Source organism: Pseudomonas sp. 7SR1 (assembly GCF_900156465.1).
Taxonomy (GTDB): domain Bacteria; phylum Pseudomonadota; class Gammaproteobacteria; order Pseudomonadales; family Pseudomonadaceae; genus Aquipseudomonas.
Genome location: NZ_LT707064.1, coordinates 2,026,969 through 2,045,761, shown reverse-complemented (window position 1 = coordinate 2,045,761; position 18,793 = coordinate 2,026,969). Strand labels below are relative to the sequence as shown.

Sequence of the window (18,793 nt, the reverse complement as noted above, 5' to 3'; positions counted from 1 at the left end):
TCCGATTTTTGCCTTGGAGTTCGACGTCTGACACCGACGCAATCATGCCCACCAACGTCGCCCTGTTCCCGACAGCGTTCTACGCCGTTTTTTTGCGTGTCAGAGACCCGCCGAGGGTGGAAAAAATCTGTAAACGACGTCACCGACACTGGATGCGACCATCCCTGTACTGGATACGACCCACCCTGTAGGCGACAGATTTGCACTGGTACATGATCGGTTACGGCTCGTTTTCAAGGCCGCGTGTCGAGACAGTGTTCACGCGCCACCAACCGCAACATCCAAACAAAGCGCGGTTGTCCCCGACCGGATACCGCCGATAAAACACCAGGAGTCCACTCATGAAAGGTTCCAAGCCGTTGTTGTTGGCCGCCATGCTGAGTCTTCCATTGCTGGCCAACGCTGCTGAGCCACCACAGTGCAGCACCGTCAACTTCTCCGACGTCGGCTGGACCGACATCACCGTGACCACCGCCACCACCAGCGTGATTCTCCAGGCCCTGGGCTACAAGACCAAGACCACCATGATTTCCGTACCGGTGACCTACAAGTCCCTGGCCGACGGCAAGAACATGGACGTATTCCTCGGCAACTGGATGCCGACCATGGAGAACGACATCAAGGCCTACCGCGAAGCCGGCACCGTGGAAACCGTGCGGACCAACCTCACAGGCGCCAAGTACACCCTGGCGGTTCCCGAAGCCTTATATGAAAGAGGGCTCAAGGATTTCAAAGACATCGCCAAATTCAAGAAAGAGCTGGATGGCAAGATCTACGGCATCGAGCCGGGCAACGATGGCAACCGTCTGATCCAGAGCATGATCGACAAGAACGCCTTCGGCCTGAAGGACGCCGGCTTCAAGGTCGTCGAATCCAGCGAAGCCGGCATGCTGTCGCAGGTCGATCGTGCCTCCAAGCGCGGCACCGACGTGGTCTTCCTCGGCTGGGCACCGCACCCGATGAACACACGCTTCAAGATCCAGTACCTGACCGGTGGCGATGATTTCTTCGGTCCGGACTTCGGGGCCGCCACCGTGGCGACCAACACCCGCAAGGGATACACCGAGGAGTGCAGCAATGTCGGCCAACTGTTGAAGAACCTCGAGTTCACCGTCGACATGGAAAGCAAGCTGATGGGCAACGTGCTGGACGACAAGATGAAACCGGAAGCCGCCGCCAAGGCCTGGCTGCAGAAAAACCCTCAAGTACTCGATACCTGGCTCGCTGGCGTGACCACCATTGACGGTAAACCTGGCCTGGAAGCCGTGAAAGCCAAGCTGGCGCAGTAATCGTTATGCCGGGCGGGTTCGCCCGCCCGGGCTGTTTATCCCTTGCATGCGGACGTTCATACCATGCTGATTGATCAGAAAATTCCCCTGGGCCAGTACATCGCCGGCTTTGTCGAATGGTTGACGCAACACGGCGCCAATACCTTCGATGCCATCGCGATGTCACTCGAAGCAATGATCCACGGCGTGACGTTTGCGCTGACCTGGTTCAACCCCCTGGCGCTGATTGGCCTCATCGCCCTGCTGGCGCATTTCATCCAGCGCAAATGGGGCCTGACGGTATTCGTCATTGCGTCCTTCCTGCTGATCCTGAACCTGGGGTACTGGCAGGAAACCATGGAGACCTTGGCGCAAGTGATGTTCGCGACCCTGGTCTGCGTACTGATCGGCGTGCCGCTGGGCATTGTTGCCGCGCACAGGCCGATGTTCTACACCATGATGCGTCCGGTACTGGATCTGATGCAGACCGTACCGACCTTCGTCTACCTCATTCCTACTCTGACCCTGTTCGGTCTGGGTGTGGTCCCGGGTCTGATCTCCACGGTGGTGTTCGCGATTGCCGCGCCCATCCGTCTGACCTACCTGGGCATCTGCGACGTTCCGGAAGAACTGATGGACGCTGGCAAGGCCTTCGGCTGCTCCCGTCGCCAGCTCCTGTCGCGCATCGAACTGCCCCATGCGATGCCAAGCATCGCGGCCGGCGTCACCCAGTGCATCATGCTGTCGCTGTCGATGGTGGTGATCGCCGCGCTGGTAGGCGCCGATGGCCTGGGCAAACCCGTGGTCAACGCACTGAACACCGCCGATATCGCACTGGGCTTCGAAGCAGGCCTGGCAATCGTACTGCTGGCAATCATGCTTGACCGAATCTGCAAACAACCCGACGCCAAAGTAGGGGGTGACGCATGAGCATCATTCGTTTCGAAGACGTCGATGTTATTTTCTCCAACCGCCCCAAGGCCGCGCTGGACCTGCTGGACAAGGGGCTTTCGCGCCCGGAGATCCTGCAGCAGACCGGCCTGATCGTGGGCGTGGAAAAAGCCAGCCTGTCCATCGAGAAGGGTGAAATCTGCGTCCTGATGGGCCTTTCCGGCTCAGGCAAATCCAGCCTGCTGCGCTGCATCAACGGCTTGAACACCGTCAGTCGTGGCAAGTTGTTCGTCGAGCACGAAGGGCGCCAGATCGACATCGCCTCCTGCTCCCCGGCCGAACTGAAGATGATGCGCACCAAGCGCATCGCCATGGTGTTCCAGAAATTCGCCCTGATGCCTTGGCTGACAGTGCGCGAGAACATCAGCTTCGGCCTGGAAATGCAGGGCCGTCCCGAGAAGGAACGGCGCAAGCTGGTGGATGAGAAGCTTGAGCTGGTGGGCCTGACCCAGTGGCGCAACAAGAAACCCGACGAGCTGTCCGGCGGCATGCAACAACGGGTCGGCCTGGCCCGCGCCCTGGCGATGGACGCCGACATCCTGCTGATGGACGAACCGTTCTCCGCCCTCGACCCGCTGATCCGCCAGGGCCTGCAGGACGAACTGCTGGAATTGCAACGCAAACTGCAAAAGACCATCGTCTTCGTCAGCCATGACCTGGACGAGGCCCTGAAACTGGGCACCCGGATCGCGATCATGAAGGACGGCAAGATCATCCAGTACAGCAAGCCGGAAGAGATCGTGCTGAACCCGGCGGACGACTATGTGCGCACCTTCGTCGCCCATACCAACCCGCTCAACGTCCTGTGCGGCCGCAGCCTGATGCGCACCCTGGACAACTGCAAGCGCATCAACGGTTCGGTGTGCCTGGACCCAGGCGGCGATTCCTGGCTCGACCTGGCCGAAGGCAACACCATCAAGGGCGCTCGCCAGAACGGAGCCGTCCTGGACCTGCAGAACTGGGCACCGGGGCAATCGGTCGAGGGCCTGGGCCGTCGTCCGACCCTGGTGGACTCCAACATCGGCATGCGCGATGCGTTGCAGATCCGCTACCAGACCGGCAACAAGCTGGTGCTCCACGATAACCAGAAAGTGGTCGGCATCCTTGGCGACAGCGAGCTGTACCACGCCCTGCTCGGTAAGAACCTGGGCTGAGCCTCAACCCTGCAAAAACGCCTCGAGAGCATCGAGGCGTTTTCGTTTGTGCACTGCTGACTGCCTGACAAGCTTGACCTGGAATGCAAACAAACTGTGGCGAGGGGATTTATCCCCTCGCCACAACAGTATTCCAGCCATCAATCGGCGGCTGGCCTTCACACCAACCGATGAGTGTCATGAAGACATCCCAAAAAGTCCTCGCACGCCATATTGCGGGGTTTTCATACGGGGTAATCCCGACAAAAAGCGGCGACTTGTCATGGAACCTGTTTTTTGTTGATTGAACGTTCAATCAAAACAAAATAGACTCTTCCTCACCATCAAGCCCCAGGAGAAGTCACCCAAATGCCCAAGGTCGGTATGCAGCCCATCCGCCGCCAGCAGTTGATCGACGCCACGTTGCAGGCAATCGATCAGGTCGGCATGGGGGACGCCAGCATCGCGCTGATTGCCCGCCTGGCCGGTGTCTCCAACGGCATCATCAGTCATTACTTCCAGGACAAGAACGGCCTGATCGCGGCCACGGCGCTGCACCTGATGAAGGTGCTGAGCGAGAACATCACCGCACGTCGCCAGGCGCTGGAGGACAACAGTCCACGGGCGCACCTGCAGGTGATCATCGAAGGCAACTTCGACGCCAGCCAGGTCAACGGCCCGGCGATGAAAACCTGGCTGGCCTTCTGGGCCACCAGCATGCACCACCCGTCTTTGCACAGGTTGCAGCGGATCAACGATCACCGCCTGTATTCCAACCTGTGCAGCCAGTTCCGCCGCGTGCTGCCCATCGATGAGGCACGCAGCGCGGCACGGGGCCTGGCCGCCCTGATCGACGGGCTGTGGCTGCGCGGCGCGCTGTCGGGAGACGCGTTCGACACCGCCCAGGCCCACCGGATCGCTTACGAATACATGGATCTCCAACTGGCCAAGGCAGGAACACCAGAGCACACAGAATCGCTCGGTTCCTGAACCGTCACCGCCCGGCGTAGTCAGCCATAGACGACACACCCGGTGGCCAAGCCAACCACACATGCACTTGCGAGGTATTTATGGCCCGTTTCGAACTGCAAAAACTCTACATCGATGGCGCATACAGCGACGCCAGCGGCGACGCCACCTTCGAAGCCATCAACCCGGCCAACGGTGAAGTGCTCGCCCAGGTCCAGCGCGCGACGAAAGAAGACGTCGAGCGTGCCGTCGTCAGCGCCGAAAAAGGCCAGAAGGTCTGGGCGGCGATGACCGCCATGCAGCGCTCGCGCATTCTGCGCCGCGCCGTGGATATCTTGCGCGAGCGCAACGATGAGCTGGCCGCCCTGGAAACCCTGGACACTGGCAAGGCCTATTCCGAGACCCGCTACGTCGACATCGTCACCGGTGCCGATGTGCTGGAGTACTACGCCGGGCTGGTCCCCGCCATCGAGGGCGAGCAGATCCCGCTGCGCGACACTTCCTTCGTCTACACCCGTCGCGAGCCCCTGGGGGTCGTAGCCGGCATCGGTGCGTGGAACTACCCGATCCAGATCGCCCTGTGGAAATCCGCACCGGCCCTGGCGGCGGGTAACGCGATGATCTTCAAGCCCAGCGAAGTCACCTCGCTGACCACCCTGAAACTGGCTGAAATCTATACCGAAGCCGGCGTTCCGCCTGGAGTCTTCAACGTCCTGACCGGCAGCGGCCGTGAAGTCGGCACCTGGCTGACCGAGCACCCGCGCATCGAGAAGGTCTCCTTCACCGGCGGCACCGACACCGGCAAGAAGGTCATGGCCAGCGCCTCGAGCTCTTCGCTCAAGGACGTGACCATGGAACTGGGCGGCAAATCGCCCCTGATCATCTGTGACGATGCCGACCTGGATCGCGCCGCCGACACGGCGATGATGGCCAACTTCTACAGCTCCGGCCAGGTCTGCACCAACGGCACCCGGGTGTTCGTACCGAGCCACCTCAAGGCAGCGTTCGAGGCCAAGATCGTCGAACGCGTGGCGCGCATCCGCATCGGCAACCCCGAAGACGAAAACACCAACTTCGGCCCGCTGGTGAGCTTCGCCCACATGGAAAGCGTGCTGGGCTACATCGAGAAGGGCAAGGCCGAAGGCGCACGCCTGCTGTGTGGCGGTGGCCGCCTGACCGACGGCGAATTCGCCAAGGGTGCCTTCGTGGCCCCGACGGTGTTCACCGACTGCACCGACGACATGACCATCGTGCGCGAGGAAATCTTCGGCCCGGTGATGAGTATCCTCACCTACGAGACCGAAGAAGAAGCGATCCGCCGTGCCAACGACACCGACTTCGGCCTGGCCGCTGGCGTCGTGACCCGCGACCTGAACCGCGCCCACCGCATCATCCATCAGCTGGAAGCCGGTATCTGCTGGATCAACGCCTGGGGCGAATCCGACGCCAAGATGCCGGTGGGCGGCTACAAGCAATCGGGCGTGGGCCGCGAGAACGGCATCAGTTCGCTGAACAACTTCACGCGCATCAAATCGGTACAGGTCGAGCTGGGCGATTACGCGTCGGTGTTCTGATAGGACGAGGCCTTGAGTGAACGCTGTTGTGGCGAGGGGATTTATCCCCGCGGGCTGCATAGCAGCCCCTCCCCAAGGCCCCCATTCTTCAGACAAACCCAGTCGCTGATTTACGACTGCTGCGCAGCCGAACGGGGATAAATCCCCTCGCCACAGGTTATGCGGCGTCAAGGCAACCACGACCTGAACCCAATTCAAAAAGAGGGTGCATTTCATGTCCCAAGAATTCGACTACATCATCATCGGCGCGGGCTCGGCCGGCAACACCTTGGCCACCCGCCTGACCGAAGACGAAGGCGTCACCGTCCTGCTGCTCGAGGCCGGCGGCCCGGACTATCGCCTGGACTTTCGCACGCAGATGCCCGCCGCCCTGGCGTTCCCGCTGCAGGGCCGGCGCTACAACTGGGCCTACGAGACCGACCCGGAGCCCCACATGAACGGTCGCCGCATGGAGTGCGGTCGGGGCAAGGGCCTGGGCGGCTCTTCGCTGATCAACGGCATGTGCTACATCCGTGGCAACGCCCTGGACTACGACAACTGGGCCAAGCTGCCCGGCCTGGAAGACTGGACCTACCTTGACTGCCTGCCCTATTTCCGCAAGGCGGAAACCCGGGACATCGGCCCCAACGACTACCACGGTGGCGACGGTCCGGTCAGCGTGACCACGCCCAAGCCCGGCAACAATCCGCTGTTCCACGCCATGGTGGAAGCCGGCGTACAGGCCGGCTATCCCCGCACCGAAGACCTCAACGGCTACCAGCAGGAAGGCTTCGGCCCGATGGACCGCACCGTCACGCCCAACGGCCGCCGCGCCAGTACCGCACGCGGTTACCTGGACATCGCCAAGAAGCGCTCGACCCTGACCATCGTCACCCACGCCCTGACCGACAAGATCCTATTCGAAGGCAAACGTGCCGTGGGTGTCCGTTATCTGGTGGGCGCCGCGGAAGAACGCGTCGAAGCCCGGGCGCGCAAGGAAGTGTTACTGTGCTCCGGCGCCATCGCCTCGCCACAGATCCTGCAACGCTCCGGCGTGGGTCCGGCCAAATTGCTGGAGAGCCTCGACATCCCGGTGGTCCACGACCTGCCGGGCGTCGGTGAAAACCTCCAGGATCACCTGGAGTTGTACCTGCAATATGCCTGCACCCAACCGGTTTCGCTGTACCCGTCGCTGCTCTGGTACAACCAGCCGGCCATCGGCGCCGAGTGGCTGTTCAACGGCACCGGCATCGGCGCCAGCAACCAGTTCGAAGCCGGCGGCTTCATCCGCACCCGCCCGGAATTCGAGTGGCCTAACATCCAGTACCACTTCCTGCCGGTGGCGATCAATTACAACGGCAGCAACGGTGTGAAGGAGCACGGTTTCCAGGCACACATGGGCTCCATGCGTTCGCCAAGCCGCGGCCGGATCCAGGCCAAGTCCAAGGACCCACGCCAGCACCCGAGCATCCTGTTCAACTACATGGCCACCGAGCAGGACTGGCAGGAGTTTCGCGACGGCATTCGCCTGACCCGCGAGATCATGCAGCAGCCGGCGCTCGATCCGTTCCGGGGTCGCGAAATCAGCCCGGGCATCGAGGTGCAGACCGACGAGCAACTGGACCAGTTCATCCGTGAACACGCCGAAACCGCGTTCCACCCGTCCTGCTCGTGCAAGATGGGCACCGACGAGATGGCGGTGGTGGACGGCGAAGGCCGGGTGCATGGCATGCAAGGGTTGCGCGTGGTGGATGCGTCGATCATGCCGATCATCACCACCGGCAACCTGAACGCGCCGACGATCATGATCGCCGAGAAAATCGCCGACAAGATCCGTGGCCGCAAGCCATTGCCACGCAGCACCGCCCCGTACTACGTGGCCGGCGACGCGCCAGTTCGCGGCAAGCCGCTGCGGGAAGTGGGGCCGATGGCTCAGTAAGACCCAGGACCGCCATCGCGAGCAAGCTCGCTCTCACAAGGATTCGCAGCGGACGCACATTTTGTGACCATTGAAGATCCCCCTGTGGGAGCGAGCTTGCCCGCGATAGCGTCCGCCTGGACTCCCCGGTATGCCCTTCTACCTTGATCCCACCCCCACCCCGGGCCTAATCTAGGGCCGCCGCGTCAAAGCACCGCACTTGGCTGCACCCTCGCTCCAGACAAGGAGGTTCCATGTTCGATTTCCACCCCCAGCTCAAGCAGCGCTTCGCTGCCTTGCGCACGGGCGCTGATTTCTTTTCCCTGCGTTACGTGCGCGAGTCCGGCCAGCATCTGTCGGTGCGCAAGAACATCGCCGAACCACCCAGCCTGGACCGTGACGAAGGCGCGATGCTCACCGCCCGGGTCAACGGCGTCGAGGCCTACGCGGCCACCAACGACCTGTCCCAGGCCGGCCTGCAAGCTGCCCTGGAGCGGGCCGAGCAGCAGGCCCGGCGGCTCAAGCCCCATGCCCTGCTCGACTTGCGCGAGCAAGCGGTCTCCAGCGACCGCGCCGATTACTTCTCGCCCCACTTCGACCAGGCGTTTCCCTCGCTGAGCGATTGCTACCAGTTGCTGGGCGACGAGTCGGCCGCAGTGCCCCGGGACGAGCGCCTGGTGAATTGGCAAGTCGGCATCGGCCTGAGCCAGGTCGAGCAGATCTACCTCAACAGCGCCGGAGCCGAACTGCGCCAGGCCCAGCGCTTCATCTACCCGTCCCTGGAAGTCACGGCCTTCGATGGCCACGACAGCCAGACCCGCACCCTGGGCCGCGAGAACTTCGGCCAGCAGGGTGGCTTCGATGTGATCGGCCGCTGCGGCCTGATCGGTGCCGCCCCGCATATCGCCGATCAGGCCCTGCAGTTGCTGATGGCGCCGAATACTCCCCAAGGACCCCGGGACCTGCTGCTGATGCCCGACCAGATGATGCTGCAGATCCACGAATCCATCGGTCATCCGCTGGAGCTGGATCGCATCCTGGGGGACGAACGCAATTACGCCGGCACCAGTTTCGTCAAGGCCAGCGACTTTGGACACTTGCAATACGGCTCCAGCCTGTTGAACGTGACCTTCGATCCCGACATTCCCGAAGAGCTGGCCAGCTACAGCCATGACGACGACGGCACGGCGGCCAGCAAACAGTTCCTGATTCGCGAAGGCCGGTTGCTGCGTCCGCTGGGCGGCGCCCTGTCGCAGTTCCGCGCCGGCCTGGACGGCGTCGCCAACAGCCGCGCCTGCGGCTGGAACCGTCCTCCTATCGACCGCATGGCGAACCTGAACATCGAACCGGGTAACCAGTCCCTGGAACAACTGGTCCAGGGCATCGAGCGGGGCGTACTGATGCGCACCAACCGCTCATGGTCCATCGACGATGCGCGCAACAAGTTCCAGTTCGGTTGCGAATGGGGTCAGTTGATCGAGAACGGTGAGCTCAAGGGTGTAGTGAAGAACCCCAACTACCGGGGGATTTCCGCGCAATTCTGGAAAAGCCTGCGGGCCGTGGGCGATGCCTCGACCCTCCAGGTGCTGGGCACGCCGAACTGTGGCAAGGGCGAGCCGAACCAGGTCATTCGCGTCGGCCATGCGTCGCCGGCGTGTGTATTCAGCCATGTCGATGTGTTCGGAGGGGACGCCTGATGAGTACCGTCAACAATCAGGCCGCAGCCTTCAAGACACTGGTGGACTGGCTGCGCGGTGCATTGCGCGAATCAGAGCGGTTCACCGTGGGCTATGCCGCCGAGTCCTCGGCCTTCGTGCGCTTCAATCATGGCAAGGTTCGCCAGGCCGGGCAGGTGCAGCAGGCCAATGTCAGCCTCAAGCTGATCGACGACGGGCGGCATGCCGACCTGCAGATCACCTTGTCCGGCCACATCGAGACAGACCTGCAACGGCTGGCCGAAGGCTTGCAACAGCTGCGCGAGACCTTGCCGCTACTGCCCCCTGATCCCTATCTGCTGCTCAACCATGACCACTGGCAGAGCCATAAGGTCCAGGACCTGCCGCTGCCGGAAACCGAGCAGGCCGTGGCTGAAATCGCCCGCGCCGGCGAAGGCCTCGACCTGGTGGGCATCTACGCCGCCGGGCCCATCAGCCGAGGCTTCGCCAGTTCCTCGGGGGCATTTGGCTGGCACCAGGCCAACAGTTTCAACTTCGACTTCAGCCTGTTCCACGAAAACGGCCAGGCCGTCAAAGCCAGCTACGCCGGCCACGAATGGAGCAGCGAAGGGTTTGCCCGGCGCTTCGAGCAGGCCCGCCAGCAACTGGTGTTTCTTGGCCAGCCGCTGCGCACCCTCGCCCCCGGCGAATACCGCGCCTACCTGGCGCCGGCCGCGCTGGAAGAAATCATGGGCATGCTCAGCTGGGGCGGTTTCTCGGCACGGGCTATCGCCAGCAAGCAAAGCCCGCTGCAGAAGTTTTACGCCAACGAAGCGCATTTCAGCCCCGACGTATGGCTGACGGAGCAGGTCAGCGGCTCCCTGAGCCCGGCATTCTCCGACGAAGGTTATCCACGGGATGACCTGGCGCTGATTGCCAAGGGCATGGCGAACGCTCGCCTGGTCAACTCCCGCAGCGCCGCCGAATACGGCCTCACCGCCAACGGCGCCAGCCGCTATGAATACCCCACGGCGCTGGACATGAAGGAAGGCCTGCTGGAACAACGCGACATCCTCGAGCAACTCGGCACCGGGCTGTACATCAGCAACCTCTGGTACCTGAACTACTCGGACCAGCCGGCCGCGCGTCTGACCGGCATGACCCGCTTCGCCACGTTCTGGGTCGAGAACGGCCAGATCGTGGCGCCGGTCAGCACCATGCGATTCGACGACAGCGTCTACAGCCTGCTGGGCTCGCAGCTCGAAGGCCTGACCCGGGAGCGGGAACTGCTGCTCTCGGCCAGCACCTACAGCCAGCGGGCCACGGCCTCGATGCTGCTGCCGGGGGCGCTGGTCAAGCGCTTGACCTTGACGTTATAGGCACTCGACCAGACGCCAGGCCATTGGTGAGGAGAATTATTCTGTGGCCAGGGATTCATCCCCTCGCCACAGGCGCTGTGTTCGCCCGTTTCAATACTTCATACAAGAGGTCCCATGCCCAACCGCGCCCCGCTCGATGCCGTCACCGCCCGCTGGCTTCCATGGGTGGTGGCCATCGCCTTCTTCATGCAGTCCCTGGACGGGACCATCCTCAATACCGCCCTGCCCGCCATGGCCAGCGACCTGGCGGAAAACCCGTTGCGCATGCAAGGCGTGATCATCGCCTACATGCTCACCGTGGCGCTGTTGATTCCGGCCTCCGGCTGGATCGCCGACCGCTTCGGCACCAAGAAAATCTTCTTTGGTGCCATCCTGCTGTTCAGCTTCGGCTCATTGCTGTGTGCCCTGTCCAACTCGTTGAACATGCTGATCGGTGCGCGGGTCATCCAGGGCCTGGGCGGCGCCTTGATGCTCCCGGTAGGCAGGCTGGTAGTGTTGCGGGCCTACCCGCGCTCGGAACTGGTGCGGATCATGGGCTTCATCACCATTCCCGGCCTGCTTGGCCCGCTGATCGGCCCGACCATGGGCGGCTGGATGGTGGAATACCTGTCCTGGCACTGGATCTTCATCATCAACCTGCCGGTGGGGGTGATGGGTTGTTATGCGGTATGGAAATTCATACCGGACCTGCGGGGCAGCGAGCGCACCCGGTTCGACAGCCTGGGGTTCCTGCTGTTCGGCGCGGCGATGGTGCTGATCACCATCGCCATGGAAGGCCTGGGTGAACTGCACCTGCCGCACCTGCGGGTGATGCTGTTGCTGTTCGGCGGCATGGCCTGCCTGGCGGCCTATTGGCTGCGGGCCGGGCATGTGGAGAACGCGCTGTTCCCGCCATCGCTGTTCAAGACCCGGACGTTTGCCGTGGGTATTCTCGGCAACCTGTTCGCGCGCCTGGGCAGCGGTGCCCTGCCGTTCCTGGTGCCGTTGCTGCTGCAAGTGGCCCTGGGTTACTCACCGTCCCAGGCCGGGATGAGCATGCTGCCCCTGGCGGCGGCGGCCATGGTCGCCAAATCCGTGGCCCGGCCACTGATCGAGCGCCTGGGCTACCGCATCGTCCTGACTGGCAATACCGTGGCCCTGGGCGTGATGCTGGCGAGCATGGGGCTGGTCAGCGAGCAGACCCCGTACTGGTTGCTGCTGGCGCAACTGGCGGTGCTGGGAGCGATCAACTCGCTGCAGTTCACAGCCATGAACACCGTGACCCTGATCGACCTGGACGACGCCAGCGCCAGCAGCGGCAACAGCCTGTTGTCGGTGGTGGCGCAACTCTCCCTGAGCCTGGGCGTGGCCTGCGCCGGCGCCCTGCTTGGCGGCTTCACGGCCCAGATCGGTAACGACGGGGTAGACACGGTATTGGGCGCGTTCCAGCTGACATTCCTGACGGTGGGCATCATGGCGATGCTGGCGGCGACGATTTTTTCCCAACTGTCCAAGCAGGACGGGCGGCGGCAGAAACGTCATGATGAGCATATCGAGCACTGAAGCCGTGCCCCTCCCTGTGGCGAGGGGACTCATCCCCTCGCCACAGATCAATCCCCTCGCCGCACATGAATCCCTCGCTACAGATAAGTCCCTTTCTACAGGTAAATCCCTTGCAACGAACAATCAGCACCGTTGTGATCGCCCTGAGAAATCCACGCTCGTCCAGAACTTTCGAAGAAAGTGGCACGAGGCTGCTACACTGCGCGACATTTTGTTTTGCAGGCCTGTCCCGTGACCACCATCGCCACCGCTTTTGATACTTTGCCGCTGTCCGCCGCCATGCTGGCTAACCTCGAATCACTCGGTTATGCCCAGATGACGCCGATCCAGGCGCAAAGCTTGCCGGTGATCCTCAAGGGCATGGACCTGATCGCCCAGGCCAAGACCGGCAGTGGCAAGACCGCCGCCTTCGGCATCGGCCTGCTGAACCCGATCAACCCGCGCTTCTTCGGTTGCCAGGCGCTGGTGATGTGCCCGACCCGCGAGCTGGCCGACCAGGTGGCCAAGGAAATCCGCCGCCTGGCCCGCGCCGAAGACAACATCAAGGTCCTGACCCTGTGTGGCGGCGTGTCCTTCGGCCCGCAGATCGCCTCCCTCGAACACGGCGCCCACATCATCGTCGGCACGCCCGGGCGCATCCAGCAGCACCTGCGCAAGGGCTCGCTGGTACTCGATGGCCTCAACACCCTGATCCTCGACGAAGCCGACCGCATGCTGGACATGGGTTTCTACGATGCCATCGAAGACATCATCCAGCAGACCCCGGAACGCCGCCAGACGCTGCTGTTCTCCGCCACCTATCCGGCAGGTATCAAGCAGCTGTCGTCCAAGTTCATGCGCAACCCGCAGCAGGTGAAAGCCGAGGCGCTGCATTCCGATGCGCAGATCGAGCAACGTTTCTACGAAATCGCTCCCGAAGAGCGCATGGAAGCGGTGGTCAAGGTGCTGGCGCATTTCCGCCCGGCCTCCTGCGTGGCGTTCTGTTTCACCAAGCAGCAGGTCCAGGAAACCGTCGATCACCTCGCCGCCAAGGGTATCTCGGCCGTCGGCCTGCACGGCGACCTGGAACAGCGCGACCGCGACCAGGTGCTCGCGATGTTCGCCAACCGCAGCACCTCGGTGCTGGTGGCCACCGACGTGGCGGCCCGTGGCCTGGACATCGACGCCCTGGACATGGTGATCAACGTCGAGCTGGCCCGGGACTCGGAAATCCACATCCACCGCGTCGGTCGCACAGGTCGCGCCGGTGAGAAAGGCATCGCCATCAGCCTGGTGGCGCCGTCCGAAGCGCACCGCGCCCAGGCCATCGAGCAACTGCAGAAGTCACCGTTGAACTGGGATCAACTGGATAACCTCAAGCCCCAGGGTGGCGGTCCGCTGCTGCCGGCCATGAGCACCCTGTGCATCGCTGCCGGGCGCAAGGACAAGGTCCGTCCCGGTGACATCCTAGGCGCGCTGACCGGCGAAGCCGGCATTCCCGGCACCCAGGTCGGCAAGATCGCGATCTTCGATTTCCAGGCCTACGTGGCCGTGGAGCGCGGTATCGCCAAACAGGCGCTGCAGCGCTTGAACAGCGGCAAGATCAAGGGGCGCTCGTTGCGGGTGCGGATCCTGTAAAGCGATCTGCAACCCGACACAGATCAAACTGTGGGAGCGAGCTTGCTCGCGATAGCGGTGGATCAGCGGCATTGATGCTGCCTGACACGCCGCCATCGCGAGCAAGCTCGCTCCCACATTCAGTATGCGAGAAAGTTGAGAGGACACCGTTTTGCGCTCTACCGAAGTCGTGATCATTGGCGCTGGCGCCGCGGGCTTGATGTGCGCGCTGACCGCCGCTGGACGCGGGCGGCAGGTCACGTTGCTGGACCATGCCAACAAGGCCGGGAAGAAAATCCTCATGTCCGGCGGCGGGCGCTGCAATTTCACCAACATGTACACCGAGCCGGGCAATTTTCTCTCACAGAACCCGCATTTCTGCAAATCAGCCCTGGCGCGCTACACCCAGTGGGATTTCATCGCCCTGGTGGCCAAGCACGGTGTGCCCTATCACGAGAAAAAACTCGGCCAGCTGTTCTGCGATAACAAGTCCAGCGACATCCTCGGCATGCTCCTGGACGAATGCGACCAGGCCGGCGTCAGCCTTCACCTGGATACGTCCATCACCCAGATCGAAAAAACCGACGGCGGCTACCTGCTGCAAACCACGCTCGGCGCCATCGCCTGTCAATCCCTGGTGATCGCCACCGGCGGATTGTCGATCCCGACCCTGGGAGCCACAGGTTTCGGTTACCAGGTGGCCAAGCAGTTCGGCCACCAACTGCTGCCGACCCGCGCCGGACTGGTGCCGTTCACCATCACCGATCAGCTCAAGGCGCTGTGCACCGAGCTGTCGGGGACGTCGGTGGACTGCCTGGTGAGCTGCAACGACCAGAGCTTTCGCGAGAACATCCTGTTTACCCATCGCGGCCTCAGCGGTCCGGCGATCCTGCAGATCTCGTCGTTCTGGGAACCGGGGGACACGGTGCAGATCAACCTGCTGCCCGACCATGACGTGCCGCAATGGCTGCAACAGCAACAGGCCGAACGCCCCAACAGTGAGTTGAAAACCCTGCTGGGTGAGTTGTTCACCAAGAAAATGGCCAACCTGCTGGCCGACACCTGGTTCGTCTCCAAACCCATGAAGCAATACACCCATGCGGAGCTGGCGGACATTGCCGAGAAACTGGCGAGCTGGAATGTCGTCCCGGCCGGCACCGAGGGCTATCGCACCGCCGAAGTCACCCTGGGCGGCGTCGACACCCGGGAGGTTTCGTCCAAGACCATGGAGTCGCTGAAAAGCCCGGGGCTGTATTTCATTGGCGAAGTACTGGACGTCACCGGTCATCTGGGCGGATTCAACTTCCAGTGGGCCTGGGCTTCGGGGTACGCCGCCGCGCAGTACGTCTGATCCGACACGATTTGAACGCGCTAACCCTGTGGAGCGAGCTTGCTCGCCATCGTGGCGGTTCAGTCGACATCGATGTGACAGGACTGCCGCCATCGCGAGCAAGCTCGCTCCCACAGCGGCTGGTGATGGCTCCCGGAACACTTTTTGCTGTCAGATGTGATCGCCGCCATTGCGTCGGCGTCATTACTGCCTCAATTTAGTGTCATTGCCCGTCAGGCCCGTGCATTTCATGTCATCGACCTCGTTCCGTCAGTCTCTGCGTCGCCTTTGGGCGTTGGATAAATTCAGTTATAGCGTGCGGGTATTCATCGCCCTGACCGGCAGCATGACGCTGTGCTGGTACCTGGACGAAATGGCCCTGCTGATTCCCTTGTTCCTGGGCATCATCGCCAGTGCCCTGGCCGAGACCGACGACAACTGGCAGGGCCGCCTCAACGCACTGGCCGTTACTCTGGTCTGCTTCAGCGTCGCCGCATTATCGGTGGAGCTGCTGTTTCCCTATCCCGTGCTGTTCGTCGTCGCCCTGGCCCTGGCGAGCTTCGGCCTGACCATGCTCGGCGCCCTGGGCGAGCGCTATGGCGCGATCGCCTCGGCCACCCTGATTCTTTCGGTCTACACCATGATCGGCGTGGACCAGCGCGGCGGCGCGGTCAACGACTTCTGGCATGAGCCCTTGCTGCTGGTGGCGGGTGCGGCGTGGTACGGCATGCTCTCGGTGCTGTGGCACATGCTCTTTTCCAACCAGCCGGTGCAGCAGAGCCTGGCGCGGCTGTTTCGCGAACTGGGGCGTTACCTGAAGCTCAAGTCGTCGCTGCTCGAACCGATCCGGCAACTGGACGTGGAAGCCCGGCGCCTGGAACTGGCGCAGCAGAACGGCCGTGTGGTGGCCGCGCTCAACTCGGCCAAGGAGATCATCCTGCACCGCGTGGGCAATGGTCGACCGGGTTCGAAGGTCAGCCGCTACCTGAAGCTGTACTTCCTCGCCCAGGACATCCACGAACGCGCCAGTTCGTCCCACTACCCCTACAACGCGTTGGCCGAAGCCTTCTTCCACAGTGACGTGCTGTTCCGCTGCCAGCGCCTGTTGCGCCAGCAAGGCAAGGCTTGCCAGGCCCTTGCCGAATCGATCCAGATGCGCCAGCCGTTCATCTACGACGATACCTTTGCCGAAGCCCTCGACGATCTGCACGCCTCCCTGGAACACCTGCGAATCCAGAGCAACCCGGCCTGGCGTGGCCTGCTGCGTTCGTTGCGGGCACTGGCAGCGAACCTGGGCACCATGGATCGCCTGCTCAGCGATGCCAGCAACCCCGACGCCCTGGCCGACGCCACCGACAGCAGCCTGCTGGATCGCTCGCCACGCAGCCTCAAGGACGTCTGGCTGCGCCTGCGCACCCAGCTCACGCCCACTTCGCTGCTGTTCCGGCACGCCCTGCGCCTGCCCCTGGCGTTGAGCGTCGGCTACGCCATGGTGCATCTGATCCACCCGTCACAAGGCTATTGGATCATCCTCACCACGTTGTTCGTCTGCCAGCCCAACTATGGCGCCACCCGACGCAAGCTCGGCCAGCGGATCATCGGCACCGCCATTGGCCTGATCGTGGCCTGGGCACTGTTCGATCTGTTCCCCAACCCGCTGGTGCAATCGTGCTTCGCCATTGCCGCCGGGGTGGTGTTCTTCACCAACCGCACCACCCGCTACACCCTGGCGACAGCCGCGATCACGATCATGGTGCTGTTCTGCTTCAACCAGGTGGGCGACGGCTATGGCCTGCTGCTGCCGCGGCTGTTCGATACCCTGCTCGGCAGCCTGATCGCCGGACTTGCGGTGTTCCTGTTCCTGCCGGACTGGCAGGGCCGCCGGCTGAACAAGGTGCTGGCCAACACGCTGACCTGCAACAGCATCTACCTGCGCCAGATCATGCAGCAATACGCCGCCGGCAAACGGGACGACCTGGCCTATCGCCTGGCCCGCCGCAATGCCCATAACGCCGATGCCGCGCTGTCCACCACACTGGCCAACATGCTGATGGAGCCGGGGCACTTTCGTAAGGAAGCCGATGTCGGGTTCCGCTTCCTGGTGCTCTCGCACACCTTGCTCAGCTATCTGTCCGGCCTGGGCGCCCATCGGGGAACCGAACTGCCGGCGCAGGTACGCGAACAGTTGATCGACGGAGCGGGAGCGAAGCTGGCGACCAGCATCGATGAAATCGCCCAAGGCCTGGCGAGCAAAACCCCGATCGTGGTCCAGAGCGACGAGGAAGAAGCCCTGGCCAATGAGCTGGAGCAGATGCCCGATGAAATCGATGAAGGCCAGCGGCTGGTACAAACCCAACTGGGCCTGATCTGTCGTCAGTTGGGCCCTCTGCGGACCCTGGCGGCGCATCTGATCAAGGAAACTGACGAGGCTTGAGGCATACGGTGTCTGAGCGTCCTCATCGCGAGCAAGCTCGCTCCTGCAACGGTATGCATTCCAGATGCGGGAGCGAGCCTGCTTGGGACAAGCCATCAGTAGCCCGTCACTACATGCCATGTTGCTTCAATAGCCGCGCGTAACTGCCATCCGCCTTCATCGCCGCGATCTCCCGATCGAACCCCGCCACGATCTGCTCATAGTTCGGGTTCTTCAGGCTGACCAGGATATGCAGGCTGTTCTCGCTCAGTGGCTTGGGCAGGAACTCGACAGCGTTACGCACCTTGGCGGATTCGTGGGCCAGGTAATAACGGGCGACATATTCGTCTTCCAGGGTCAGCTTCACACGGTCGGCCGCCAGCATGCGCACCGCCATCGCGAAGTTGTGCACGGGGACTTTCTGCATCTGCGAGTCCTCGTCGAACGCCTTCGAGTAGGCATAACCACGAACCACGGCGATGGGATAGGCGTAGAGCTGTTGCAGCGTGTCGAACTGGACCGCAGCGTCCTTGCGCTTGAGAAAGCGCACCCGGTTAACCAGGTATTCGGCCGAGAACCGGCCGATATGGGTGCGTTCCTCGCTGTACCAGGCGTTGACCAGCACGTCATAACGACCCTCGCTGATGCCCAGCATCGCCCGGGCCCAGGGCACCTGCTCGAACTCACTGGCATAGCCGGCACGCGCCAGCGCGGTGCTGACAATGTCGGTCGCCAGTCCTCCATTGACCAGCGTGGAATCGGTAAAGGGGGGCCAGCCATCGCCGACCAGGCGCAGTTTCTGCCCAAAGGCGTCCTGGCCCACCCACAGCAACCCGATCAAAACAAGAGCTTGATGCAATCGCGGCATGCCAGACATCCTTGAAGGGTGCAAAGCCCGTGTTTTTAGCCGAAACTCAGGAACAGTCAGCAACCTGCGTCCTAACATTAGCTCATTGAAGCCGCTGCGCAGGCCTTGCCAAAAGATTACATAAAGGCGACAACGCCGTGATAAATGAATGATGGCATTTTGGCCTTTGTCACAGTTTTTTCGGTCGCGCCGATAAGCGACTTCCGAAGAAAGGGCGC

Annotated in this window: 13 protein-coding genes; 12 read left to right on the top strand and 1 reads right to left on the bottom strand. The window is 62.5% G+C overall.

Features of this window, described 5'->3' with window-relative positions; genetic code table 11:
* The first annotated feature begins 341 nt into the window (after positions 1–341).
* The 12 genes from BW992_RS09265 (at position 342) to yccS (ending at position 17,728) form a co-directional block, all read left to right on the top strand.
* The gene (locus tag BW992_RS09265) at positions 342–1,289 is read left to right on the top strand and encodes a choline ABC transporter substrate-binding protein (protein WP_072389983.1); all 948 of its coding nucleotides are present in this window, start codon (positions 342–344) and stop codon (positions 1,287–1,289) included.
* A gap of 63 nt (positions 1,290–1,352) precedes the next feature.
* A complete protein-coding gene (choW, locus tag BW992_RS09260) occupies positions 1,353–2,198 on the top strand; it encodes a choline ABC transporter permease subunit (protein WP_072389986.1) in 846 nt (281 codons plus the stop codon).
* A complete protein-coding gene (gene choV, locus BW992_RS09255; protein WP_072389989.1) occupies positions 2,195–3,373 on the top strand; it encodes a choline ABC transporter ATP-binding protein in 1,179 nt (392 codons plus the stop codon). Before choW ends, choV begins: the two co-directional genes overlap by 4 nt.
* 348 nt (positions 3,374–3,721) lie before the next feature.
* Complete coding sequence (betI, locus tag BW992_RS09250; RefSeq protein WP_072389992.1) at positions 3,722–4,342, top strand: transcriptional regulator BetI; 621 nt, start codon at positions 3,722–3,724, stop codon at positions 4,340–4,342.
* A gap of 80 nt (positions 4,343–4,422) precedes the next feature.
* Positions 4,423–5,895, top strand: a complete 1,473-nt coding sequence (gene betB, locus BW992_RS09245) for a betaine-aldehyde dehydrogenase (protein WP_072389995.1) — start codon at positions 4,423–4,425, stop codon at positions 5,893–5,895.
* Positions 5,896–6,109: 214 nt separating this feature from the next.
* The gene (betA, locus tag BW992_RS09240) at positions 6,110–7,813 is read left to right on the top strand and encodes a choline dehydrogenase (protein ID WP_072389998.1); all 1,704 of its coding nucleotides are present in this window, start codon (positions 6,110–6,112) and stop codon (positions 7,811–7,813) included.
* 233 nt (positions 7,814–8,046) lie between these two features.
* Entirely contained in the window at positions 8,047–9,489 is a 1,443-nt protein-coding gene (locus BW992_RS09235; RefSeq protein WP_076406050.1) for a TldD/PmbA family protein, read from the top strand.
* Entirely contained in the window at positions 9,489–10,826 is a 1,338-nt protein-coding gene (locus BW992_RS09230) for a TldD/PmbA family protein (protein ID WP_072390006.1), read from the top strand. Before BW992_RS09235 ends, BW992_RS09230 begins: the two co-directional genes overlap by 1 nt.
* Before the next feature lie 114 nt (positions 10,827–10,940).
* Positions 10,941–12,368: a multidrug transporter subunit MdtD gene (gene mdtD, locus BW992_RS09225; protein ID WP_072390010.1), complete on the top strand. Its 1,428-nt coding sequence runs from the start codon at positions 10,941–10,943 to the stop codon at positions 12,366–12,368.
* Between the two features lie 279 nt (positions 12,369–12,647).
* Positions 12,648–13,985 (top strand): ATP-dependent RNA helicase DbpA, encoded by a 1,338-nt coding sequence (dbpA, locus tag BW992_RS09220; RefSeq protein WP_231991124.1) that lies wholly within the window; start codon positions 12,648–12,650, stop codon positions 13,983–13,985.
* 151 nt (positions 13,986–14,136) lie between these two features.
* On the top strand, positions 14,137–15,315 hold the full coding sequence (locus BW992_RS09215; RefSeq protein ID WP_072390013.1) for an NAD(P)/FAD-dependent oxidoreductase: 1,179 nt from the start codon (positions 14,137–14,139) through the stop codon (positions 15,313–15,315).
* A 229-nt stretch (positions 15,316–15,544) separates the two neighbouring features.
* Positions 15,545–17,728, top strand: a complete 2,184-nt coding sequence (yccS, locus tag BW992_RS09210; protein WP_076406048.1) for a YccS family putative transporter — start codon at positions 15,545–15,547, stop codon at positions 17,726–17,728.
* A gap of 109 nt (positions 17,729–17,837) precedes the next feature.
* On the opposite strand, the gene BW992_RS09205 is transcribed toward yccS, so the two are convergent.
* Positions 17,838–18,575 carry a substrate-binding periplasmic protein gene (locus BW992_RS09205; RefSeq protein ID WP_076406046.1) on the bottom strand — a complete coding sequence of 246 codons (738 nt, stop codon included), beginning with the start codon at positions 18,573–18,575 and terminating at the stop codon, positions 17,838–17,840.
* Positions 18,576–18,793: the final 218 nt, after the last annotated feature.

Coding starts and splice junctions, on each gene's coding strand:
- BW992_RS09230 (WP_072390006.1), top strand. CDS start 9,489: ATGAGTACCGTCAACAATCAGGCCGCAGCCTTCAAGACACTGGTGGAC.
- betI (WP_072389992.1), top strand. CDS start 3,722: ATGCCCAAGGTCGGTATGCAGCCCATCCGCCGCCAGCAGTTGATCGAC.
- yccS (WP_076406048.1), top strand. CDS start 15,545: ATGTCATCGACCTCGTTCCGTCAGTCTCTGCGTCGCCTTTGGGCGTTG.
- BW992_RS09205 (WP_076406046.1), bottom strand. CDS start 18,575: ATGCCGCGATTGCATCAAGCTCTTGTTTTGATCGGGTTGCTGTGGGTG.
- BW992_RS09265 (WP_072389983.1), top strand. CDS start 342: ATGAAAGGTTCCAAGCCGTTGTTGTTGGCCGCCATGCTGAGTCTTCCA.
- betA (WP_072389998.1), top strand. CDS start 6,110: ATGTCCCAAGAATTCGACTACATCATCATCGGCGCGGGCTCGGCCGGC.
- choV (WP_072389989.1), top strand. CDS start 2,195: ATGAGCATCATTCGTTTCGAAGACGTCGATGTTATTTTCTCCAACCGC.
- dbpA (WP_231991124.1), top strand. CDS start 12,648: ATGCTGGCTAACCTCGAATCACTCGGTTATGCCCAGATGACGCCGATC.
- choW (WP_072389986.1), top strand. CDS start 1,353: ATGCTGATTGATCAGAAAATTCCCCTGGGCCAGTACATCGCCGGCTTT.
- BW992_RS09235 (WP_076406050.1), top strand. CDS start 8,047: ATGTTCGATTTCCACCCCCAGCTCAAGCAGCGCTTCGCTGCCTTGCGC.
- betB (WP_072389995.1), top strand. CDS start 4,423: ATGGCCCGTTTCGAACTGCAAAAACTCTACATCGATGGCGCATACAGC.
- mdtD (WP_072390010.1), top strand. CDS start 10,941: ATGCCCAACCGCGCCCCGCTCGATGCCGTCACCGCCCGCTGGCTTCCA.